Source organism: Pontibacter indicus, from assembly GCF_900156345.1.
In the GTDB taxonomy this organism is placed as follows: Bacteria; Bacteroidota; Bacteroidia; order Cytophagales; family Hymenobacteraceae; genus Pontibacter; species Pontibacter indicus.
The window spans coordinates 651,619-674,727 of record NZ_FTPP01000001.1; the positions used below are offsets into that span (position 1 = coordinate 651,619).

Annotated in this window: 21 protein-coding genes; 4 read left to right on the forward strand and 17 right to left on the reverse strand. The window is 52.6% G+C overall.

Going from position 1 to position 23,109, the window contains the following annotated elements; translation table 11 throughout:
• Window positions 1-15: 15 nt before the first annotated feature.
• The 9 genes from nuoE to B0B12_RS02825 form a co-directional block, all read right to left on the reverse strand.
• Window positions 16-480: an NADH-quinone oxidoreductase subunit NuoE gene (nuoE, locus tag B0B12_RS02785; protein ID WP_076665965.1), complete on the reverse strand. Its 465-nt coding sequence runs from the start codon at window positions 478-480 to the stop codon at window positions 16-18.
• Between the two features lie 26 nt (window positions 481-506).
• On the reverse strand, window positions 507-1,220 hold the full coding sequence (locus B0B12_RS02790; RefSeq protein ID WP_076665966.1) for a hypothetical protein: 714 nt from the start codon (window positions 1,218-1,220) through the stop codon (window positions 507-509).
• Between the two features lie 72 nt (window positions 1,221-1,292).
• Window positions 1,293-3,041, reverse strand: coding sequence for an NADH-quinone oxidoreductase subunit C/D (nuoC, locus tag B0B12_RS02795; protein WP_076665967.1), 1,749 nt, complete (start codon window positions 3,039-3,041; stop codon window positions 1,293-1,295).
• Between the two features lie 448 nt (window positions 3,042-3,489).
• Window positions 3,490-4,128 (reverse strand): NADH-quinone oxidoreductase subunit B, encoded by a 639-nt coding sequence (locus tag B0B12_RS02800; RefSeq protein WP_076665968.1) that lies wholly within the window; start codon window positions 4,126-4,128, stop codon window positions 3,490-3,492.
• Window positions 4,129-4,216: 88 nt separating this feature from the next.
• Window positions 4,217-4,651, reverse strand: coding sequence for an NADH-quinone oxidoreductase subunit A (locus tag B0B12_RS02805; protein WP_076665969.1), 435 nt, complete (start codon window positions 4,649-4,651; stop codon window positions 4,217-4,219).
• A gap of 30 nt (window positions 4,652-4,681) precedes the next feature.
• Window positions 4,682-5,119 carry a CBS domain-containing protein gene (locus tag B0B12_RS02810; protein ID WP_076665970.1) on the reverse strand — a complete coding sequence of 146 codons (438 nt, stop codon included), beginning with the start codon at window positions 5,117-5,119 and terminating at the stop codon, window positions 4,682-4,684.
• 389 nt (window positions 5,120-5,508) lie between these two features.
• Complete coding sequence (locus B0B12_RS02815; protein WP_244554571.1) at window positions 5,509-6,114, reverse strand: restriction endonuclease; 606 nt, start codon at window positions 6,112-6,114, stop codon at window positions 5,509-5,511.
• A gap of 331 nt (window positions 6,115-6,445) precedes the next feature.
• On the reverse strand, window positions 6,446-7,294 hold the full coding sequence (locus B0B12_RS02820) for a membrane or secreted protein (RefSeq protein ID WP_083704060.1): 849 nt from the start codon (window positions 7,292-7,294) through the stop codon (window positions 6,446-6,448).
• A gap of 71 nt (window positions 7,295-7,365) precedes the next feature.
• Window positions 7,366-7,887, reverse strand: a complete 522-nt coding sequence (locus B0B12_RS02825) for a DUF2911 domain-containing protein (RefSeq protein WP_076665971.1) — start codon at window positions 7,885-7,887, stop codon at window positions 7,366-7,368.
• 230 nt (window positions 7,888-8,117) lie between these two features.
• Between B0B12_RS02825 and B0B12_RS02830 the strand changes: the two genes are divergently transcribed.
• Window positions 8,118-9,182 carry a hypothetical protein gene (locus B0B12_RS02830; RefSeq protein ID WP_244554572.1) on the forward strand — a complete coding sequence of 355 codons (1,065 nt, stop codon included), beginning with the start codon at window positions 8,118-8,120 and terminating at the stop codon, window positions 9,180-9,182.
• 250 nt (window positions 9,183-9,432) lie between these two features.
• On the opposite strand, the gene B0B12_RS02835 is transcribed toward B0B12_RS02830, so the two are convergent.
• The 3 genes from B0B12_RS02835 to B0B12_RS02845 form a co-directional block, all read right to left on the reverse strand.
• Entirely contained in the window at window positions 9,433-11,091 is a 1,659-nt protein-coding gene (locus tag B0B12_RS02835; protein WP_076667618.1) for a M1 family metallopeptidase, read from the reverse strand.
• A gap of 152 nt (window positions 11,092-11,243) precedes the next feature.
• A complete protein-coding gene (locus B0B12_RS02840) occupies window positions 11,244-11,435 on the reverse strand; it encodes a cold-shock protein (RefSeq protein WP_076665973.1) in 192 nt (63 codons plus the stop codon).
• 231 nt (window positions 11,436-11,666) lie between these two features.
• Complete coding sequence (locus B0B12_RS02845; RefSeq protein WP_076665974.1) at window positions 11,667-12,434, reverse strand: S1/P1 nuclease; 768 nt, start codon at window positions 12,432-12,434, stop codon at window positions 11,667-11,669.
• 157 nt (window positions 12,435-12,591) lie between these two features.
• Here B0B12_RS02845 and B0B12_RS02850 point away from each other — a divergent pair, with 157 nt between their 5' ends.
• From B0B12_RS02850 to B0B12_RS02860, 3 genes are all read left to right on the forward strand, one after another.
• Entirely contained in the window at window positions 12,592-13,728 is a 1,137-nt protein-coding gene (locus tag B0B12_RS02850; protein ID WP_076665975.1) for a DmpA family aminopeptidase, read from the forward strand.
• Complete coding sequence (locus tag B0B12_RS02855; RefSeq protein WP_076665976.1) at window positions 13,712-14,569, forward strand: aminotransferase class IV; 858 nt, start codon at window positions 13,712-13,714, stop codon at window positions 14,567-14,569. Before B0B12_RS02850 ends, B0B12_RS02855 begins: the two co-directional genes overlap by 17 nt.
• Before the next feature lie 123 nt (window positions 14,570-14,692).
• The gene (locus tag B0B12_RS02860; protein WP_083704061.1) at window positions 14,693-15,511 is read left to right on the forward strand and encodes a phosphatase PAP2 family protein; all 819 of its coding nucleotides are present in this window, start codon (window positions 14,693-14,695) and stop codon (window positions 15,509-15,511) included.
• Window positions 15,512-15,552: 41 nt separating this feature from the next.
• On the opposite strand, the gene B0B12_RS02865 is transcribed toward B0B12_RS02860, so the two are convergent.
• The 5 genes from B0B12_RS02865 to B0B12_RS02885 form a co-directional block, all read right to left on the reverse strand.
• Window positions 15,553-16,827, reverse strand: a complete 1,275-nt coding sequence (locus B0B12_RS02865) for an SdiA-regulated domain-containing protein (protein WP_244554573.1) — start codon at window positions 16,825-16,827, stop codon at window positions 15,553-15,555.
• 77 nt (window positions 16,828-16,904) lie between these two features.
• Entirely contained in the window at window positions 16,905-18,179 is a 1,275-nt protein-coding gene (locus B0B12_RS02870; protein ID WP_076665977.1) for a sensor histidine kinase, read from the reverse strand.
• The gene (locus B0B12_RS02875) at window positions 18,179-18,853 is read right to left on the reverse strand and encodes a response regulator transcription factor (RefSeq protein ID WP_076665978.1); all 675 of its coding nucleotides are present in this window, start codon (window positions 18,851-18,853) and stop codon (window positions 18,179-18,181) included. The genes B0B12_RS02870 and B0B12_RS02875 overlap by 1 nt, the downstream gene beginning before the upstream one ends.
• A gap of 293 nt (window positions 18,854-19,146) precedes the next feature.
• Window positions 19,147-21,654, reverse strand: coding sequence for a penicillin-binding protein 1A (locus B0B12_RS02880; RefSeq protein WP_083704062.1), 2,508 nt, complete (start codon window positions 21,652-21,654; stop codon window positions 19,147-19,149).
• 178 nt (window positions 21,655-21,832) lie between these two features.
• A complete protein-coding gene (locus tag B0B12_RS02885; RefSeq protein ID WP_139337757.1) occupies window positions 21,833-22,846 on the reverse strand; it encodes a hypothetical protein in 1,014 nt (337 codons plus the stop codon).
• Window positions 22,847-23,109: the final 263 nt, after the last annotated feature.

Consider the following 23,109-nt stretch of genomic DNA (forward strand, 5'->3'; position numbering starts at 1 on the left):
GTGCCCGCTTTGGTTTTAGGTATATTTTTCCAGAATCTCGTCCAGTTGTTCCACCGTCAGGTCACGGTACAGGTCGTTGTCAATCATCAGGGCAGGAGCCCGGTCGCAGGTACCGAGGCAGCAGTTGGGTAGTATCGTAAAGCGACCGTCTTCGGTGGTCTGGCCGTATTTGATGCTGAGTTTGTCGAAGAGGCGATCGCGTATCCCTTCGTATCCCATCACCCAGCAGCTGATGCTGTCACACACCAGGATCACATGTCGCCCCACGGGTCTGCGGAAGATCAGGTTGTAGAACGTTGCCACACTGTCGAGCTCCGCCGGTGACATCCCCACATAGTCCGCCACATCCTTCAGGCTCTCATCCGACACCCAGCCATGGCTTTGTTGCACGATCTTGAGCGCCTCGATACAGGCATTCTTGGGCGAAGGCACCAGGCTGATCTCGTGGTCGATCTTGTGTTTTTCTTCAGTGGTCAACATATCGTAATGTTTAGAGTGCTGTGCTTTCAATCAGTTTTCGCCCCTAGTTTCAGGCCAGCGGTCAGGCCCACGCTGAAGCCAGTGATCCGGACTTTTGTTTGTGCGAATTCGGAACGCTGGTTCTCAGGTTGCGGGTTGATGATCCCGGTCTGGTGTTCGGCTACGAAGGGCCCGATCTCCGATTTTGGGGCAAGTCGGCCATTGGCTTTTAATGCCAAAAACCACCCTGGCCGGTCGATCAGGTGCGCGGTGTAACTGGTGTTCAACCCAACCAGCCAATTGGTCTGAGCGTCCGTTAAACTGCCACTTGCATCGTCTTTCACATGGTGCAGGAGTAGCGCGGGCCCTACACTGAGGTAGCGTTTTCGGTTCTGCGAGCCAAATGTGTAGTTCAGCGAAGCAGACCAGATGGCGCTTCTCAGAAAGATGTAGTTTCCAATACCGATGTCATCGTAGCCGTTTACTTCGATGTAGTCTAACAGACCCGCTTCCAGCGATATACCCTGGCGTCCTTTCAGCCAATAGTTAGCAGTGAGGTGGATGATCGGGATTTTGCTACTGTTTGGATGCTCCGTGCTGCCACTGCTAAAAAATCCACCCGTTTGCGTATCTCCCAGACCGGAAGCTTTCATTTGATCTTCGATATCGCTCAGCGGTCCCATGAAGCCCAGGCCACCCGTCACGGACAGGTATAGCCGCCGGCCCTGGTTTTCATTTAGCTCCTGCGCTTGTAGATCCAAGGCAACCAAACAGATCAATATGCAAAGCCTGATTTTCAAATTCTACCTTATATTTAATCACTCAATCAAAACTCACCTATCAATGTCCGCCAGCACATAATCCATGGCACCCAATATCGACAGCAGGTCCGCTACGGTATAGCCGCGGCTGATGTAGGGAAGCATCTGCATGTGCGGGAAGGAGGGAGTGCGGATGCGTACCCGGTAAGGGGAGGTGTTCCCGTCACTGGTCAAGTAGTATCCGTTGGCTCCTTTGGTCGCTTCAATGCAGCTCATCGCCTCCCCCGGCGGAATGACCGGTCCCCAGGTCACACCCAGAAAGTGCGTGATCAGGGTCTCAATATCATGCATAGTATTCTGCTTGACAGGAGGCGTTGTGATGGGGTGATCGGACTTGAAAGGACCGGCCGGCATGTTCTTCACGCACTGCTCAATGATGCGAAGGCTCTGGCGCATTTCGGCTACCCGCACCACCGCCCGGTCATAGCAGTCACCGTTGCTGGCAGTAGGCACTTCGAAGTCGAAGAGCTCGTAGCCGGAGTAGGGGAGTGTTTTGCGGAAGTCCCACTCAAAGCCACAGGCACGTAGGTTTGGCCCGGTCACGCCCCATTCAATGGCCTCCTCTTTGGTGAAGATGCCGATGCCGACGGTGCGTGCTTTAAAGAGGCTGTTCTTCATCACCATCGCATCGTATTCCTTCAGCCGTTTCGGGAAGTAGTCGAGAAAGCGCTGCACTAGCTGCTCCCAACCCTTGGGCAGATCCTGCGCCACACCACCAATGCGGAACCAGTTGGGGTGCATGCGGCCACCACAAATGCCTTCGATGATGTCGAAAATCTTTTCGCGGTCGGTGAACATGTAGAACACCGGCGAGAGCTGCCCCACGTCCTGAGCGAAAGTGCCGTACCACACCAGGTGACTGGCGATACGGAAAAGCTCGCAGAGCATCACCCGGATATATTTCACGCGCTCCGGCACTTCGATACCTGCTAGCTTCTCCACGGCCTGCAGGTAAGCCAGGTTGTTCATCACGCCACCCAGGTAATCCACGCGGTCGGTATAAGGTATATAGGTATGCCAGGACTGGCGCTCTCCCATTTTCTCGGCTCCGCGGTGGTGGAAGCCGATGTCAGGTATAGCATCCACAATGTCTTCGCCGTCGAGTTGCAGAATGATGCGCAAAACGCCGTGCGTGCCGGGGTGTTGCGGACCGATGTTGAGGAACATAAAGTCGCTATCCTCGCTCTGCCGTGCCAACCCCCATTCTTCAGGTTTGAACTGGAGGGCCGACTGCTCGAGGTCAATCTTGTCGTCATAGAGTTGGAATGGCCCCATCTCGGTGGCACGAGCCGGGTGCTCCTTACGGAGCGGATGACCGACCCACGTACGCGGCATCAGGATGCGGGAGAGGTGCGGGTGCCCTTCGAAGCGGATACCGAACATGTCGTAGACTTCACGCTCATACCAGTTGGCATTTCGCCAGAGGCCGCTGATGCTGGGTGCTTTCGGAAAGTCTTCGCGCAGGCCTGCTTTTAGTCGGATAAACGTATTGCGCTCAAACGAGAAGAGGTGGTAGATGAGCGTGAAGCTGTAGGGGATGTGGCCGTTCTCGGGTTTGCGGGTGCGTTCGTCAATAGCGGTCAGGTCGAAGAGGAGGGGGAAGGGCTGAGGTAGGTCGTGCTTGAGGAACTTCAGTACATCAGGCACATGGTCCACAGGCAGCCAGAGGGTGAGGATCTCATCCTTGGTGGTCTGAGGCTTGAACGTATCTTCGCCGTACCGCGACTTGAGTTGCTCCAGTATGCCGCTGTTGTTGTTCATGGGAGGAGGCCGTTAAAATGTTTTCTGTATTGCTAACTCATGTACTCTCTTTCTTTTTATGCTATACTTTGAACTTATACCTATACTTTGCTGATGTAGCAATTGCTGATCATCACTAGCCATATTTCATTGCTTCGCCTGTGCGGCGGGCACCTTCTTTTTGTCTTGACACAAAAAGAAGGCAAAAAAGTCAAGATTCCCCAAACTCGCTGAACGCTCAAACAGTGGGTAATCATTTAGGTGCACCTGGCACCGCTATACCTAGCGTGGCTTGCGTGCAAGTTAGTCTTGCTGTACCTGCCAGTGGTCATGTGCTACAGTGCATATTCCTTAAAAGTAGCAAACACAGGAACTCCCCTCCTCGGAGGGGCACGGGTGGGTTTATCGTGCGTCATAATCCTGATAATCCTCTAATCTTGATTCAGATAACCCCTAGACTCCCAAACTCCTATATTTCATCCGGCGACCGGAATTCGTTCATCTGACTCCAGCGCTCCTTTTTACCGGCTTTCACTTCGATTTTCTCTGGCCGGATCACGCCTTGCTCACCAATGGTCCAACTGAGTGGGCGGCGCTCTTTTCCAACCCTGTCGGCCAGTAGCAATAGTCCTTCCATGAAAGCGTCGGGGCGGGGCGGGCAACCGGGAACGTAGACATCCACCGGCAAGAACTTATCCACGCCCTGCACCACGCTGTAGATGTCGTACATGCCGCCGGAGTTGGCGCATGAGCCCATCGAGATCACCCACTTTGGCTCCATCATCTGCTCGTGCAGGCGTTTTATGATCGGGGCCATTTTGATGAAAACGGTGCCGGCGATGATCATCACGTCGGCCTCACGCGGAGTACCCCGGATCACTTCCGCTCCGAAACGGGCCACGTCATACTTTGGTGTCATGCTGGTGGCCATCTCTACAAAGCAACAGCTCAGCCCGAAGTGGAAGGGCCACATCGAATTCTTGCGCCCCCAGCCAATCAGGTCCTGCAGCGTGGTGAGCATGATGCTCTGCTGTATGGTCTCTTCGTAGGAGCCTGTGCCTTTCACGGCATTGGCAGGCGCATCCGGTTTACTTAGCCACCATTTCATAGCATAGGGTGTTTCGTTTTAAATATCAGGACAAAAGGGACCATCCGAAAGACGGTTGTCCTTTGCCCAACAGTATTTTGTGAGAAGCTCAGTTCAGGCTCGGCTTCTGTAGCATGCGTTTGTAGGCAGCCAGTATCTTCTTGCCATCCGGGCCAAAGTCCAGGGCTCCGTTGCGCCACTCGTACACCAGCACCACCACCAGCATCGCAATGAAAACGAGCACGCCGAAATAGCCATACCAGCCCAATTCAGGGAAGGCGATGGCCCAGGCGAAAATAAAAATGGTCTCCACGTCGAAAATCACGAAAAGCATGGCCACCATGTAAAACTGGGAAGAGAAACGGATACGCGCGCCACCTGCACTCACGATGCCCCCTTCATAGGGTTCACCCATGGAGCGGCCGTGCCCCCGCTGACCGAGTGCGTAAGAAAGCCCCAGTATAAGCAGCACCAGGCTGAGCACAATAGCTCCATAGACGGCCAATGGCCACAGTAGCGTTGTTGTTTCGGCTGTTTCCTGCATGTTTTCTCCTAATAAATGATATCCGGGCTACTACTCGTGGTGCCCGGTTATATAATGCTCGAGGTCTTCGATGATGCATTTTTGCTCGTCAATCATGCATTTCACGATGTCGCCGATGGAGACCAGTCCTACGAGTTGTTGCTTATCCAAAACAGGCAGATGGCGGATGTACTTATCTGTCATCAGGGCCATGCACTGGTCTATGGTCGTGTCGGGAGTTACCACCACCGGGTGCTCACTCATGATCTCACTCACCAGTGTGTCGCGCGAGGCCTTACCTTTCAGGATCACCTTGCGTGCATAGTCGCGTTCTGTGAACATACCTGCAAATCTGTCCCCGTCCATGACAATAAGGGCGCCCACGTTCTGCTCCACCATCATTTCGAGCGCACTGTAAACGGTGCTATTGGGGGAAATGGAAATTACCCTGTTTCCCTTTTTCTGGAGTAAGTGCCTGACAGTTCCCATAAAATCTCCTGTATTCTTATAATATATAATTGAATGTTAGGATGTTATACGAGGCGGTTTTAAAACAGGACAATATTTTATTTAAATATTGCTAAAAAGCTTCGAAAATTCATAATTCGGTGAGCTAGGGCAGACTTCCTTGAACTGATGTTATGACTTGTAAATTGGTTGGAACTAGTTTGACTGAACTAGTATTTAGGCTGGACAGATTTGTATATAAGCTGAATTGCTTATCTCAGTAGGAGCAAACTAAGAATTTCCTCAATAAGGTATAGGTATAGGCAGGCTGTGTAGTTTTCTCTACAGATGTCGATGTTAATCTTAATGTGGGTAGCTTATTAGCTTATCCGTAATATGCCATGATTTGGCCTACCTGAAAGTGAGTTTCTTCAGTTATGGGCGCTCCCGCAAAGGTCCTTCACTTCTTTTATAACTCGTCTGGCACGTTCCTCGGTCAGGCCAGCCTGTAGTAAAAGCGTTTCGTGACGAAGCAACTCGCTGCAGAGCACGATTTTCATTTCCAGGAGCCGCTGCTTTTCTGCTTTGGTCAGTGTTGTGAGGGTAGTAAGCGGGTATAGATGGAAGGAGTCGGTCAGGTCTTTGAGACCTCCTTTATGTGGGTAGTCCCAGCCGATCAACTTCATCTGCATGCACGATGCGTATCGTACGGCATCGTCGGTGAAGCGGGTGTTTGTTACGACCCATACCTCATGGAAACGGATTTCATACTCGTTTTCCGAAGGCCATACCTTCTCCACGTCTTTGAAACGGGAGTGGATGTACATCGGCACCTTGACATTGGACTTGTTATGGTTCAGGTTGTGGTATTTGCATTCAATCATCACGCGCCTCCCGTTCTTGACGGCCAGCACGTCAATTTCGTGACGTACGCAGTGGCCTTCTACGAAGACTCCGATCTCAGTCAAATAACCCTGTGCCCGCAGAATTTCGGACACAAACTTCTCAAAAGGAAAACCCGAAGGACCCAACTGCATGATGCCCTGCTTCAGGCTATAGCGGGCTGCGGCTGTCTTGGAAATCCGCTTGAGGATGCTGAAGGCTTTGCGGTAGATTTTTTTGGTGGAGATGCCTGGAGTGAGCGCTGGCTCCAGCTGCCTGATGACCTCATGGGCCTGCTCTTCGCTTGCCCCTGATTTAAGGAGCTAATGTGTAAGCTTTCCGATCGAGAAAAGTACTTTTTCGCCTGAGGCCTTGGTCACAACAAGTTGGTCCGGGGTGTCCTTCATGTGGGGGTGTTTGTTTGCAGAGTCAATTTCAGCAAGGTATGGCAGATAGCTAACTTATACCTGCCATACCTTGCTGCAGTTAATCGTTTGAGATGCGGGACCAGACCTCATTGATAGGCTTGCCCGTGCTGCTATTGCCGGAGTGGTGCCAGTTGCCGTCCTTCACCTCAAAATTGAAGCTGAGCGATGCACCCACCCGGTTGTTGTCGCGAGAAAAGAACTCAATGTTTTCGGTATACTTGCCATTCTCAGCGGTATAGGTGCCACCGCCCGTACCGGAGAAAGCGCCGGTCTCGGAATTGAAGGCGATCCATTGAAAGCGGGTGCCTGACAGTACTTTCAATGTCTTGCGCGGACCAGGGCGCATGGCGTTCATCTGGCCATCCACTTCGCGGCCCGTGATGCGCCAGGTACCCGCCAGCGGGGATTTGCTGTTGGTTTCGTTGATGCGGTTCCAGGTGTCCGTCATGCCATCCCTGCTCATCACCCATCGGTCTTTCTCAAGTTTATAGCCTGTTGAACTGGTGGTGCCCACCTGGGTGGAGTCCAAGGTGTTGAATTCGTATTTGATCTCAAAGGTGCCGTTTGAGGCGGTATAGGTGCCACCAGTGGTGCCCAGGAACTGCTTGTTTTGCTGGTTGAAGCGGGCAATGGTAAAGAAGCCGTCCTGCACGATCATCACCACTTCATTGCCATGGCCGTCTGTCGTTCGCCAGGCTCCTTCCAGCTCAGTGGCCTGCTGCGTCGCATTGGCATTCTGAGCAGAAGCGGAAGTTGCAGCAGTGGTTGTAGCAGTGACGAGAGCAGTGGCACTGGCGGTAGCCTCTTGATTATCTGAGGTAGAAGAGGTCGCATCAGAGCCGGCGCATCCCATCAGGAAACAAAAGGAGAGACCGGTAGCGGAGGTGTTTTTCAGTAGTTTTATCATGGATGCATGGTATAGAGGTTAGACATAAAAAAGCCGCGCTATACCAAGTATAGGCGGCTTTCTGATTTCGTTTATTTGATCTTGACAGGAAGCTCCAGGTTTTCCCATCGTAGCAGGATGCCGTTTTTGGCCACCACGTACGTCAGTCGCTCGTGCATCTTGGCCGCCTTACGAGGCTTTACCGACACACGCAGTGCGTCCCGACGTTCGTCATATTCGGTGCCCCATTGGCCGGTGGCTTTGTTGAAGATCACGGTCCAGTTGGTTTCGCCGGGTATAGTATAGAGACTGTATTTGCCCTTGGCCAGATGGCGGCCTTCAATCTGCACGTCCTGACTAAATTCGATGGTGGTGGCTTCGTTGGCACCGGCGCGCCATACCTTGCCGTAGGGTACCAGTTCACCCCATACCTTACGGTTTTTAACCGAAGGACTGCTGTATTCAATGGTCACCAGGGCGTCTCCGATTTTGCCGGAGGCGTTGGCTGGAGGACTTGGGCGGTTAGTCTTGTTGCCATTCTGCGCCAGGGTCAGCAAGGGAGCCAGCACTAGAAAAGAAAGCAGAATGTGTCGTACTAAAAAAGAAGTTTTCATATAGAGATAAAAGAAATACCTGATTGGTCAGGCTAAGATAATCAAAAGTATAGACAGGTTTTTAAAAAAATAGTTTAATTATGCGCTCGCATCTAAGTGATAAAACCCCGCTGGTCTGACTGAACGAAAGTAGGTCCGGCCGCTGTTTCAGGTATGGCCTCCGGTAAATAAGGCCCTTTCTGATCATGAATTTCAATTCCAGAAAACTATATACCTGCGCAAGCCTCTTGTTGCTGTTACTCATCTGCTATTACGCAGCAGCGACAGGTATAGCACCTAACGTAGAGCCACTCGTTTTGCGTGCCGGCAAGCTGCCTTTCACCCCGAAAGAGTTTTACATTGCCAATGTAATCGATGAGCGCAGCGACCGCAAGGCAGTTGCCTACCTGCTGCCGGTTGGCGGGGGAGGCAAGGCACAGGCTATCGACCTGCAGGGAGGCGCCCCAACGGCTTTGCGTACATTCATCCAGCAAAGTTTGCCTTCTGACAAATCCCTGCGGCCCGTCACCATCCGGCTAAAGGAACTGCAGGTAAAGGAAACCGCTACAGACGCGGGCCGGGTGGCGGGCAATATCTCGGTGGTAATGGCCTTTGAAATGGAAAGGGAGGGAGAGACAGTGCCCCTGCTGGAGTATAAGGGCGGGGGACGATACGAACGCTCCGCTTCCCGGAATGAAGTTACGGAGCCCGCCATGCGCCAGTCGATCGTGGAGGCCCTCCGCTACCTGAACACCTGGATGGACCGTGAAGCTGACACCAACCCCAGACTGGCCAAAGGTATAAAAGTACGCTTTACGGACTATATTGCTCCTCCGGATCAGGATACCGTTTTCTACGATCCGGGCAGGCCGCTCAACTGGCAGGATTTTCAGGCAGACGTAAACCTCACGAGCCGCTTTTCCGCGACCGTGTTTCCGAGTTTTGCCTACGAAGGGCAAACAGAAGTACGCGACGGCATCATCCACTTGAACCTGAACATGAAGGTATACGTGCTCAAAAGCTCCTCATGGGTGAAGGAAAATGCGCGCGATGCCTACGGCCTCAATCACGAGCAGCGGCATTTTGACATTGTCAAGCTGATGTCGGAGCGCTTCAAACAAAAGATTAAACCGGAGGAACTGTCACTGACAGATTACAACAGCAACATTCAATATCACTTCATCGAATCGTACCGCGAGATGAACCGGCTTCAGGAGCAATACTATGCCGAAACCCGCCACGGCCTCGACAAAGCTGCCCAGGATAACTGGAACCAAAGACTCGACAAAGAGCTTAAAGCGGTGGGAGCGAAGTAAGTTTAGGAGTTGGGGAGTTTGGGAGTTGAAGAGTTAGTGAGATAAGAATTCAGGGGTATACTTTCCTGATTCATCAGAAGTAGCTTATGCAAAGTCATAGTTGAATTGAAAGTCAACTAATAATCAGTTTTCAATTAAAACAGAAGGCCTGCCAATAATTGGCAGGCCTTCTGTTTTGGGTTTGAATGTTTCCTGATTTTCCTCTTAATCCTAAACTCCCCAACTCTTAAATTCCTTAACTCTCAAACTTCTAAGCTCCCTTCCCTTCCAGCACATAGAAGTTCGGATCGATGGTTAATTTAGTGCCGGCTTTCACTTTTTTGATTTCCTTCCAGTCAGTAGTTGGTTCGAGCCAGGTTTCTACGCCGTTCAGGTATACCTTTACCGGCATGTCGAAACCCTGCACGGCATTTGTCCAGCGGTAAGTTAGCTTTTTCTTTTCCAGTCGGTACTCCAGCGCAGGGATGCGGGTGTCGCGCAGGTACTGGTCGAAGAAGCGGCTGAGGTCACGGCCGGTGTGCTGTGCCAGGTAATTTTCGATTTGCTGCGTGGTGACTGTCTGATGGTAGAAATCGCGGTTGAGGCCGCGCAGCATACCCCGGAACTTCTCGTCATCGTTCACGATCTGGCGCAGCGTGTGCAGCATGTTGGTCCCTTTGTTGTACATGTCACCGGAGCCGGCGTAGTTCACATTGTAGTAGCCAATCAGTGGACGGTCGTTTTTAATGCTGGCCCGCTTGCCGATGGTGTATTCGTTGCCGGCTTGCGTGCCGTAGTGGTAATCCAGGAAGAGCGACTCTGAGTAGGCGGTAAATCCTTCGTGCACCCACATGTCGGCCACGTCTTTGTAAGTGATGTTGTTGGCAAACCACTCATGACCCGACTCGTGTACGATGATGAAATCGAACTTCATACCCCAGCCTGTACCACTCAGATCACGGCCTCGGTAGCCGTTTTGGTAACCGTTTCCGTAGGTCACTGAGCTCTGGTGCTCCATACCCAGGTAGGGCACCTCCACCAGTTTGTAGCTGTCCTCATAAAAAGGGTAGGGGCCAAACCAGTGCTCCAGGGCCTGAAGTGTACGGCCTGCATCTTTGAACTGTACCTTCGCCTTTTCCAGGTTATCGCGCAGCACCCAGTAGTCGCAGTCCAGCACGCCTTTCTCGCCCTGGTACTTCTCCCCGAAGTGCACATAGTCGCCTATGTTGATGTTCACGCCATAGTTGTTGATTGGGTTAGTAACCGCCCAGTGGAAAGTGCGGGTGCCGTTCGGGTTTTCATCCACACCGCGCAGCCTGCCGTTCGATACATTTGTCAAATCCTTGGGCACGGCCACACTGATCAGCATGCTGTCGGGTTCGTCGTACATGTGGTCTTTGCACGGCCACCACAAGCTGGCACCGTCTCCCTGGTTGGAGTTGGCGATAAAGGGTTTGCCACGTTCATCCCGTCGCCAGGTTATGCCCCCGCTCCAGGGCGGATTCACACTGACCTGCGGTTTGCCACCATAGTGAACCACCACTTCGTTTTGGTCGCCCTTCTGCTGTGCATCTACCAACTGCACAAAGTAGGCATTGCCTTCCTGGCGCACATTCAGCTGTTTGCCGTTCTGCATCACCCGCTCCATACGCATAGGAGGCTGCAGGTCGATCTGCATGATCTGGTAAGGCTCCAACACACTGTAGCGGATGGTGTTCGTACCGCGGATGGTGCTGTCAGCCGGATTTACGCTGATGTCGAGGTGGTAGTGGGTGAGGTCCCACCAGGCCCGCTCGGGGGTGATGGTGCCGCGCAGGGTGTCCTGACGGGTGAAGGTAGGGGTTTGCTGCTGCGCCTGTGCCTCCAGGCTGCAGAGCCCCAACAGAAGCGCCGCTCCGGTGAGTGCGCGCCTGGCCGATAAATTTTTCATAGGGATAGCTTTCATTCAGAAAGCTTAAATTAAAAAGAATTTCGGAAAGAGCAGCCTGGGGCCGGCCAATCTTCGGGCAGGCAGGTATAAAAGACGAAGGGCCCCGCTATTGCGGAGCCCTTCGTTTGATTTACGCTTTATATATAACCAGACTAAGCCAGTTTCACATTTACCGCGTTTAGTCCTTTTCTGCCTTCTTTCACTTCGAATGTAACTTCGTCGTTCTCTTTGATCTCGTCGATCAGACCTGTTACGTGCACGAAGTACTCCTCGTTTGTTTCACTGTCTTTGATAAAACCGAAACCTTTGGTTTCATTAAAGAATTTTACTTTTCCGTTACTCATGATATGTTGTTGTTAATACATGTTAGACACTGCAGAACGGTAAAACGTTCATAGTAGGTTACAATTTTTTGCAAAAAATTTAAAATAATAGCTTCCTGTATTCTCAGGGGACATTATTTTTCGCAAATTCCATTTTCGCGGACGTAGCGGCTCTATACCTGGAATAAAAAACTCCGGCAACTGGAGACAGCTGCCGGAGTTTTTTATTCCAGGTATAATTTTTTGGACTGTTTAGCCGTAGATCTGGTTTAGTAGACCGGCCAGACGGATGCCCGCCTGCAGGATGCGCTGCTCTACAGTGCTGAAGTTGTCGTAGCTGTAACGGTAGCCTAAACGACCATCTTCTGGCAGGCGGTATACCTGCTCCCGGAGCTGTACCGACTCGTAAGCCCAGTCGCGCACGCCCGTGGACTGCCAGGTTTTTACCTGCTCTTTGGAAGGCGTGCCAACAAACCAGGCCAGTTCTGTGAAGCTCAGGTTTTTGCCGTCGATCATGTCGCTGTCCCATACCCGGTGCAGGTTAGATGGCTGTCCGAACCACTGTACCTTCACCGCATTTCCGCCTGTGTCGCCTTCTTTGCCCACGTGCAGCGGCTGGTGTAGGTCGCCTACCAGGTGCACCAGGTATTTGAGGTACTCTTCTTCCTGCTTGGCTGACAGGTTGCCGGCTTTCAGTACAGACACCAACTCCTCAATTTTCATGATGATGTCGCCGTTCGGATTTTTCTCGGTCTCCTCGTATTTCTTGCCGCCCGGTACCGTTACCCAGTGCCAGTCGTGCGTGTGGTTATAAGCTGCGTCCGATTTGATATCGTCCATCCAAACCGACACCTCCGCCAGCGAGTTATCTGCCAGGATCTTCGTGATTTTCTTTTTCGCTTTTTTCTTCAGGTGCTGCTCCGCGATCAAACCAACGGCGCGGTGTCCGTTTTGCCCCCAGGCCATGGCCTGACCTATGAAAAGGGGTATAAATAGCAGAATACAAACTATTTTTTTCATCGATAAAATTATTGGATTTTGAATGCTGCAAAACAAAGGCTTTTTTGCTTAATTGTGTAGACCTAAGCCTTTTTCTTTTAGCGAAAGGCTTTTCCGGCTTTAGATGGGGAGGCGTGTGGCGGTTGTTAAAGTGCTTTGTTAGACTTAGTTTTCCGCTATGAAACTACTCCTTACAGGATTTCTCATGATGGCAGTGTTGGTAAACGCAAGTGGGCAGGAGCGTAAGCGCGCCCGCGACTATGGCATCCAGATTGGTGTGCTACAGCCCGGCACACACAATGCTATTACCGATGTGGCGGGCTTAAAGGTGGGGCATTCCACCCTGGTGCAGGGCAACAACATCCGGACCGGCGTGACAGCCATCCTCCCGCACAACGGCAATCTTTTTCAGCAAAAAGTCCCCGCAGCTATCTATGTCGGCAATGGCTTTGGCAAACTGGCTGGCAGCACGCAGGTGCAGGAACTCGGCAACCTCGAATCCCCGATCATCCTGACGAACACCCTAGGAGTGGGCACCGCTATGAACGCGGTGGTTGGCTATACCTTGCAATTGCCCGGCAACGAAGCGGTACAGTCGGTGAATGCGCTGGTGGGCGAAACCAACGATGGCTACCTGAACGACATCCGGGGAAGGCATGTGAAAGAGGAGCACGTGCTGCAGGCGATCAAACAAGCTGCAGGTGGTCCAGTGGCGGAAGGCAATGTGGGAGCAGGCACGGGCACCGTTTGCTTTGGGTTTAAGGGCGGCATTGGCACGGCCTCGCGCAAACTGCCAGCCAGTTTGGGCGGCTATACGGTGGGCATACTTGTGCAAAGCAATTTCGGCGGCGTGCTGCAGATTGACGGTGTGCCGGTCGGAAAGGAACTGGGCAAGTTCTCGTACAGCAATCAGGTGCTGGAAAGCGCCGACGGCTCCTGCATGATTGTGGTGGCAACAGATGCGCCGTTAGACGCCCGCAACCTGGAGCGCATTGCCAAAAGAGCCATGCTGGGGCTGGGCAAAACCGGCGGTATCGCTTCGAATGGGAGTGGGGATTATGTAATCGCCTTCTCCACAAACGAAGGATTGCGTATACCTTATCAGTCAGAAGAAAAAACACAGACCTTCACGCTGCTCCGAAACGACGAGATGTCGCCGCTTTTTATGGCCACAATCGAGGCAACCGAAGAAGCGATCATCAACTCGCTTTTCCAAGCGCAGACCATGAAAGGCCGTGACAACAATATCGTGGAAGCGCTTCCGATCGAACCCGTTATCAAAATCTTAAAAAAACATCATGCCATCAAACGATAAGCTTTTCGCCTATAATCTTGGAGAGATCGTGCCGCTGAGCGAGGCGCGCCTGCACATCAGCGACCTGTCCGTGCAACGCGGCTACGGGGTATTCGACTTTGTGAAAGTGCAGCAGGGCATCCCGCTATTTCTGGACGATTACCTGGATCGCTTTTACCAGTCGGCGCAGCTGATGCACCTGGAGGTGCCCTTGTCGCGGGAAGAGCTGAAGCAGGTGATCGCTGACCTGACGGAACGAAACCAACTGCCGGAAGCGGGCATGAAAATCATCCTGACCGGGGGCTATTCCGAGGACGGCTTTACGCCGATGAACCCGAATCTGCTCATCTCGCAGTTGCCGCTCACGCTGCCTTCAGACGAGAAAGTGGCAAAAGGCATTCCGATCATGACGCACGACTACGTGCGCGAGGTGCCAGAGGTAAAAACGATCAATTACTCGATGGGTATACGCCTGCTGCAGGAGCAAAAGGCCGTTGGGGCAGAAGAGGTGCTTTACGCCAAAAACGGCATTGTTTCTGAGTTCCCGCGCTGCAACTTCTTCCTTGTGACACACGACAATACGGTAGTGACGCCAGCCAAAAACATTTTGAAGGGAATTACCCGCAAAAATGTGCTGCTGCTGGCCGGCCGCAGGTATAAGACCGAAGTGCGCGACATCCGGTTGGAGGAAGTACTGCAGGCCAAAGAGTGCTTCCTGACCAGCACAACGAAGCGTGTACTGCCCATTGTGCGAGTGGACGATGTCTTGATTAGTGATGGCCTGCCCGGTGAGGTAAGCTTGCAACTGCTGCAGGATTTGAAGGACCTTGAAGAAGCACAGATGACTTCCCCCAAGGTATAGCCCTCTACTGATACAGCTTTAAATTTTAAAGCCGCTCACTATCTGATAGGGAGCGGCTTTTTTTAGTTAAAATCAGATTTTCTTCAGAATCGGCTAGTATATAGAAGGAAAAAAGGCGGTACTATGAAGAAATACGTTTACTGTTTACTTTTAAGTTGGCTGGCCCTCCCTCCATTATTCGCTCACCAGCCCGAAATTCAATCCCCTCACATTCCTGACTCGTCCGTGGTGGCGCAACTAATGGACACGACCGTACAACTTAACAGACCCGGCAAGTTGAGTGTGGTGGCCAGAAAAACCGCTGTGCCCGTCTTGCTGATAGGGCTAGGCCTAACCCATATGGATGACGAAGGGCTGTTTGAAGGAAGTCGCGGGTTGCGACGGGTGGTACAGCGCGAGTATAAGGACTATCACACCCCCGTAGACGACTACCTCTACAACGCTCCCTTAGCCCTGACTGTGGGACTCAACATAGCAGGCGTGAAAGGAAAGCACCATTATGCTGAACAGGCCCTGCTGCTGGGTATGACCCATTTACTGAATAGGACCATCACCAACAACCTTAAAACCATCACGGCCATCAACCGACCAGACGGCTCCAACAACGATGCCTTCCCGTCGGCCCATACCAGCAAAGCCTTTGCGTATGCCACCTTTTTTCACAAAGAGTATGGCCATCGCAGCATCTGGTACAGCATTGGGGGTTATTCTGTGGCTACCGCTACGGGCGCACTGCGCATCCTCAACGACAAACATTGGCTGTCTGATGTGCTGGCCGGGGCAGGTATAGGCATTCTGTCGGCTGAAGTCGTGTACATGGTTTACCCTAAACTCCAGCAGGTGGTGGCGCGCAGTTACCTGAAGCGGCAAAATAAAATGATCGTGATGCCTTACTATGATGGCGGTGCAGGAGGGGTGGCCTTGGTATGGCAACTGCCATAAAGCAAAACGCCCTACACGCAGGGTGCAGGGCGATCTAAAATTTAGTTGATGCCTTTGGTGTATTTCAGGATAACGCCTTTGCCTTTCTTACCGCCTTCGCTGGCAATGTACATGGCCCCGTCCTGATCAAAGGTCAGGCCTTCTGCCTGCCGGAGCTGCGACTCGTCGAGCTCCAGGGTGCGAGTCAGCTTGCCGTCTTTTGTCATCGAGTAGAGCCGGTTGTTGACCGCATCGAGCAGGTATAGCGCATCGTCAGTGGGGTGCTTCTCAAGTGAGGAGGGTTGCAGCACATCGTACTCGGATTTCTTCTTTTTGCCCTTTTTCGGTGGCTCAACCTGATCCAGCGGGATGTTGACCACCGGTTCCAAAAGGAATGTTCTGGAGTCCAGCGAGAAAGCGTAGATGGCCTTCTGCATTTTCAGTTTCGGGTCGTGGCCCTTGGGAGCCAGCAGGAGTTGGTTCTGTTCCTGGTCGTAGGCGAGCCCTTCAATGTTGATCGTAGCGGGGAAGGAGGCTTCGTATACCTTGGTGGTCGGCTTTTCACTTGTGAAGTTGGCTATCTCAAACAGGGTACCGTCGCTCCGTACAATGTAGGCATTCTCACCAGCTATGGCTATACCTTCGTAGTCGCCAGGTCCGGCGAAGGGGATTTCCCGTGCAATTGCTTCTTTCTCCAAGTCATAAACGAAGATCTTTCCTTCTTCATCCTGCACGCAGGCCATGGTCCCATCCGACAGCAGCGAAATACCGGACACTTCGCGCAGTTCGGCCGGTAATTCCCAGCGCGTGTCCGCCATACCCAGGTCCTCCACTGTTGTACCGCTGTCTTTCATCGGCAGGAGGGAAGCAGCCTGTTGCTGTACTTCAGGCGCGGCGTAAGCCGATTTGTCCAGCAGTTCGCCTGCTTCGCTGTAACGAAGCTTATAGTCGCGGGTACCTTTTTCAACCTCGACCACAAAGCTCGTCATATTGCCCTCCTGTACCCGGTGTACCTCCTCTATTTTGTAATTATTGAATTGCTGTTGCAAATGGGTAGCCACCGTTTTCGGGAGGTATTGTTCTTCGATTTCCTCAGTATAGCTCACCAGGGTACCATCCTCCTGGAAGAGCGCTTTTCGCTCGCGGCCGCTGATCTTGAACTCAGCCTCAAAGAGGTTGCCTTTTTGATCCCAGTCTACCCGCTTGATGGTGGGGTAACTCTCCACAAATTTCACCTTCACGGCATCGGGTACGTTCCGGGCTGACCAGATCTGGTCGCAGCTGCTCAGGGTAGCGCCAACAGCGAGCGCCATGGCCCAAAAAAATGTATGTTTCATAGAATGCTTCTTAATTCTTTCGTGTCTCTGATCAGGTATACTGACCGAATTTGAAGCAATTCTGAAGAAATCTGAGTTTAGGAATTTTTTTTCGGAAACTTCAGACGGAGCACGTGCAGGCCCTCTTCGTAGGTATAGGAAGGTGTGAGCAGGTATAGCTCACTGATCTTGCTCACCAGCGCCAGGCCGATGCCCATTGAGCCGGAAAGCTTGTTGCCGCTCCGGAAGCGCTCAAACAGCGTCACCGGCTCTTCCTGCAAGGGCTCACCGGAGTTCCTAATGCAAAGCTCCTCCGCCTTCAGACTGATGCGGATAATGCCGCCTGTGCTGTTGTGCCGGATGGCATTGAGCAGCAGGTTAGAGATCAGGATCTCGCACAAACCGATGTTCATCTCCACGAAAACAGGCTCCATCGCCTCGATCTCCACCTGAATGTCGTGCATCAGCATCATTTCATGCAACTGGTCGAGTTGTTCCTGCAGCAGTTCATGGAAGGGGATGACTTCGTTCTCTGAAAACTCCCGGTTCTCGATGCGGGTCAGCAGAATGAGCGAGCGGTTGAGCCGCGACAGGCGGTTGATGGAGGCGTGCATCTCTTCCAGCATGGCGGCCTGCGCCTGTGTCAGGTTGTCGGACTGCATGAAAAGCTCGAGTTTGCTGCTCACGATGGCCAGCGGCGTTTGAATTTCGTGCGAGGCGTTTTCGGTAAACTCCTTCAGGTTGAGGTAGTCGTTGTGGATCTTGCCCGTCATGGCCTGCAGCACCTCATTAAGTTCCTGAAACTCCTGGGTGTCGGTGGGTTTTAGCAGCAAAGGTTTTCGCTGCGTCAGGCTGTAGCGTTTGGCCCGCTCGAGCGTGTCGTAGAAGTTGCGCCAGTTGTATTTGTTGATGAAGTAGTTCACCCCGGCCAGCCCGACGAGCAGCAGCACAAAAATCCAGGCCATGGCCAGCATGGTGCTTTCAAAAAGGTCCTCAAAGTCCATCAGCGATTTAAGGATGGTATATTCAAAGGGTTTGCCGTCCTGGTAGGTGGTGAAGGTGAGCTTGCGGAAGGGCACATACTCTTCGTCGTAAGTGCTGAAGATCAGCGTGTCCGACAGCGCCTCAAGGGCACCCACACCGGCACTGGTCTCCCTGACAATGATCGCCTCCGATATACCTGAAGTCACGCTGGGCAGCTCGTTGTGGCGCCTGATGTACTCGATGATGTTCTCCTTATCCGTAAAAAGCTGGTCGTCCACCTCGTCGTAAATCTCGGTCTGCAGGATCTTGTAAAAGCTCAGGCCACCGAGCAAAAACACGATGACGGAAACCAGGAGATAGTAGAGACTGGTTTTGGTGAGAATGCGCATCAGAAAGTGAATTTATAGCCCATCCCGTACACAGTTGTGATCGGGTCCTCGCCACCGGCCTCCACCAACTTGCGGCGAAGGTTTTTGATGTGCGTGTACACAAAGTCGAGCGAGTCGAGGTTTTCGATGTGGTCGCCCCACAGGTGCTCGGCAATGGAATCCTTGGTCAGTACCCGGTTTTTGTTCGTGACAAAGTAGAGCAGCAGGTCATACTCTTTTTTAGTCAGGGTAAGCTTTTGCCCTTTCACATGGGCCTCGGCCGATTCCGGGAACACCTCCAGATTTCCGATCTTGATCACTTTCTGCCCATTGAAGTTCCGGCGCCGGATAACGGAGCGCAGCCTGGCGTTGAGTTCTGAGAGGTGGAAGGGCTTGGTCAGGTAATCGTCCGCGCCCAGCTCCAATCCCGTGATTTTATCGTCAAGGGCGTTTTTTGCTGAAATAATGATAATGCCTGTATCCGGACTGTTCTTTTTGATCAGCCGCACCAGGTCCAGCCCGTTTCCGCCTGGCAGGGTCAGGTCGATCAGCACGCAGGTATAGTGCTGGTCGGACAGCAGTCGGGAACCTTCGTGGTAGTTGAGGGCTGTGTCGCAGGTATAGCCACCCGCCTGCAGGTAGGACACCATGGAGGCGTTCAGGGCTTGCTCGTCTTCAATTATCAGCAGTTTCATCTGACTCGTTTAGTTCACGCAGTATACGGAAAGAATCTGAAGACAATCTGTTTCGGAGTTTTATCGTCAGGTATAAGCTCCGCTACAGGTATAGGATTGAGCGTATTCAGTCTCCCTCAGGTATAGCGGCTGCCTTTAACTTAAAACCTCATAATCTGTCATTAGCTCCGTCCACATCTAGGATATGGTTCAAAGCATAGCGTTAGTCGGAGCAAGCTACCACGTCCTCGTTCGTACTGGAACAAAGACAGATGCCTCAGGTATAGGTATGGAAGGACCATAAACTTGCCCCACTAAAACCATCCGCCACGCCGGTTCTTTTTCTCTTCCTGACGGCGCCTTTTCTCTTCCTTCTTTCTTTCGCGGTTACTCTTGGCCTGGTTCTTCCAGTCTTCGTAGGTTTTCACAACCCGCTCGGCAATACGGTCAAAAATGTTTTCCGGTTCGGGAGGCGCATCGCGGTAAGATGGGCAGTTGACCATGCCTTGCAAATGGGAGGGAAGCGGTGCAAAACGTCCCGTGCGCAGACTGGCAAACTCCTTGTCCTGCGCGATGCGTTTCATGTACTCGCCCCAGATAGGCATGGCCGTGCGCGAGCCCTGTCCTTCGCTGATTGTCCGGAACCTGACCTTCGGACTTTCGGCACCCACCCACACGCCGGTTACCAGCTCCGGTGTAATACCGATGAACCAGCCGTCGGCATGTTCCTGTGAGGTTCCGGTTTTGCCCGCAATATCCATCCGCAACCCATATTCTGTCTTCAGACGAGCAGCGCTACCCTCTTCTGCCACCCCCTGTAGTAGGTGCAGCATAATGGCAGCATTGTCGCGCGAGAGCACGCGCTGCGTGCCGCTGCGGTTCAAATGCTGGTGTAGCACGCGGCTTTGGCGGTCCTCAATCCTGTCGATGTAGATGGGAGCCGTTTTGTAGCCGCCGTTCGCGAAAGCCGAATAGGCGCTCACCATTTCCAGCAGCGATAGGTCGGCTGTACCCAGGGCCAAAGACGGAACCCGGGGCAAATCCTGCTGTATGCCCATGCGTTTGGCCAAAGACACGGTCCGATCTACGCCCGTCTCCAGGATCAGGTGAGCAGAAATGGTGTTGACCGACTGCGCCAGCGCCCCGCGCATGGTGTACTCGCCGCCGTACTGACCGTTGGAGTTGCGTGGTGACCAATCCTCGTATTCCGGGTAGGTGGTGAGTTCGTTCGGGAAATATTCGCATGGGTCAATTCCTTTCTCCAGCGCCGCCGCATACACAAATGGCTTGAACGTAGAACCCACCTGTCGGCGGGAGCGCACGTGGTCGTACTTGAAGGCATGGTGGTTAATGCCGCCCACCCAGGCCCGTACATACCCGGTGGCAGGCTCCATCGATAGTAATCCCGTATTCAGGAAACGCTGGTAATACGCCAGTGAATCCATCGGCGTCATGGGTTTGGTGGTGGTGCCTTTCCAGTTAAACACCTGCATGTTCACCGGCTGCCGGAAATTCTCCAGTATTTCAGCTTCTTCAGCGCCCCCTGCCTTCAGTTTCTTATACCTGTCGGATCGCTGCATGGCCTGTTGAATGACCGAGGCGTCCGATCCCCAGGGTGTGCGGCCTTTCCAGTGTGCGTCGAACTGCTGCTGCAGCTGGGCCATTTTTTTGCGCACCGCCTGCTCGGCATGCCGCTGCATCCGCGAGTCGATGGTGGTATAGATCTTCAGGCCATCGGTATAGAGGTTGTAAGGCTGTCCGTTCGGTTTTTTCTGCGAGGCGACCCATTGCACCAACTCTTGTCGCAGTTGCTCCCGGAAGTAAGGCGCAATGCCGTCGTTGTGCGTGATGTAGCGGTAGTTTAACTTGAGCGGTATTTTCTTCAGAGAATCAGCCTGTTGTGGAGTGAGGTAGTTATACCTGGCCATTTGGTTGAGCACCACGTTGCGGCGCTGCAGCGAGCGCTCCGGGTAGAGGCGCGGGTTGTAGCTGGTCGTGGCTTTCAGCATCCCGATCAGTACGGCGGCCTGCTCTGTTTTAAGCGAGTCGGCAGTGGTGTTGAAGAAGCGGCGTGAGGCCCGTTCGATGCCGTACAGGTTTCCCCCCATAGGCACAGTGTTCAGGTATAGCTCCAGCAATTCCTGTTTGGAGTAAATGCTTTCCAGCTTGCGGGCAATAATGATCTCGCGCATCTTGTTGATAGGCATTTCCCAGATGCGCCGTCCTTTACGCGGGAAAAGGTTCTTGGCCAGTTGCTGGCTTAGGGTGCTGCCCCCGCCGGAGCTTTCCTGTCCCATCAGCATTGTCTTCAGGAACACGCGGCCCAGGCTGCGGGCATCCACACCGCTGTGCTTGTAGAAGCGCACATCCTCTGTCGCGATCAGGGCATCGATGGCAACAGGGGCGATGTCGTCGTAGCGGATGTTGGTGCGGTCCTGGATGTAGTAACGGCCCAGCAACACCTTGTCAGCGGAGTATACCTCAGAGGCTGTGTTGCTCTGGATGGCTTTGAGCTGCGCGCGCGAAGGGACTGCCCCGCCAACTATACCTGTAAACACGGCCAGGTAGAAGATGGTAAAAGCAAGTATCAGAAAAAGGGCCCCTTTGAGTGCAAATCGCAGGATGGCACGCAGATCTGACATGCGAGGCTTTAACAGGTTAAACTGGCGTATGGCCTGCCCTTTTTGCTGCCAGTAGGCCTTGGTGAACTTGGGCTTTTGGCTTTCGAAGAAGAGACGAAACTGGGTGCTTAAAAAGCTAAGCACGGGCACCAGCAGTCCATAAGTAATTAATTTTATTAGCTTTACAAGCAAACGCTTCATATAAGGTCAGTTTTGCGTAGCTGCCACAGCAGCTGCAGCCAAAAGGCAGGCAATAACCACGCCATACCTTCCCTTGGTTTTCAGAGGCCATACGAGAAAAAATCCTTTCCGGACATACTCATCTGTTGCAGGACTCCGGATTACAACGCAATCAGTCCGTATATTATTCAATCAGAACTTAATCCATTGTCAGCCACCCCAGGGCATCTTCTTCTGAAAGGAAATAATGGGCCTTGTAATTGACGGCGGCTTGCTTTAGCTTGTTGCCAATGTGCTCACTGCTCATTTGCTGCAGCGAATCGGATGAAGTAATCACTGCGAGCTTCTTTAAATTCATCTTGGGCAGCATCTGCTGTGCAGCCGTGATCAGCCAACCCTGGTCTTCGAGCGTGAGCACGCCCAGGCGCTGGTTATTGAGCAGCAAGCGCTCCAAGCGATGCTCAATCAGCGCGCGTGCTGCCTTCAGCATGCCATAGCGGTATTGGCGGCTGTGAGGGGCTTTTTTCCAACGGATGTTCATCAGGCTCTTCACCTTATCAAGCGTAATCGAGACGAAGTCGGTTTCGATAGAGATCAGCGCCGGCAGGGTCTCTGTCACATTGGTGGGATTACCACTCTGCGATTGGGCAACTGGAACAGTGGCATGGCCACGCCCCTTCAGTTCGGGGCGCACAAGCTTCAGATTAACTTGAAGGGGCACCCGGATGAATGCCTCGTTTGAAAATGCCACATAGTCCTCACGCAACAGCCAGCGCAGCGCCTCGTTCCGATCGTTGAATAGTTGAGCCTCGTACGGCATTTCTTCCAAACTGCGCAGCGCATGTCGCATGGCATGATTCATTTCGGTCGCGGCCAAGCGAGCCACCCGGCGGATAGAGGTATACTTCAGGGCGTCGTACATGAACTTTTTCGCCCACTCACGGTCCTGCTCCGGTACATTGTAATGCCCCGGAATCTCTACCAATATTAGTTCTGCTTTGAGGATAGCGGCCGCACGTGCCAGCAGGCGAATTGACTGACGTAGTTCTGCAGAAGTTGTGAAGCGCTCCCACTGCGCGTACAGTAGTTTGTGATGCGGACAGTAGCTGACTGAAAGGATATCGGTTGCTGGTGCCTGGGGTGATTTAGAACCAGTAAACTTAGGCAGATGAACATTCGAAAAGGTGGTACTCATATCTAAGATTTGTTTCATTTGACGGGTATGCCGTCAGTAGGTTTTAATAGTGAGGTAGCAGGGTGCGATGCTTTACCAACTGCAATATAAGTGTTTGATTTCAAGTAATTTATAAATTGTTGGCTGGTCTGTTTCTTTAGAGCATCCCTGTGCTTTTTCACCATCGGTTTCGGGCAGTTCACCCTTTTCCCATTGACTTTCGCCCAATAGCCAATGCCGAAACGATGCATAAAATTTTTCTGCGATCTTACCCTACAGAGTCCGCTACGTAGTAAGATTCT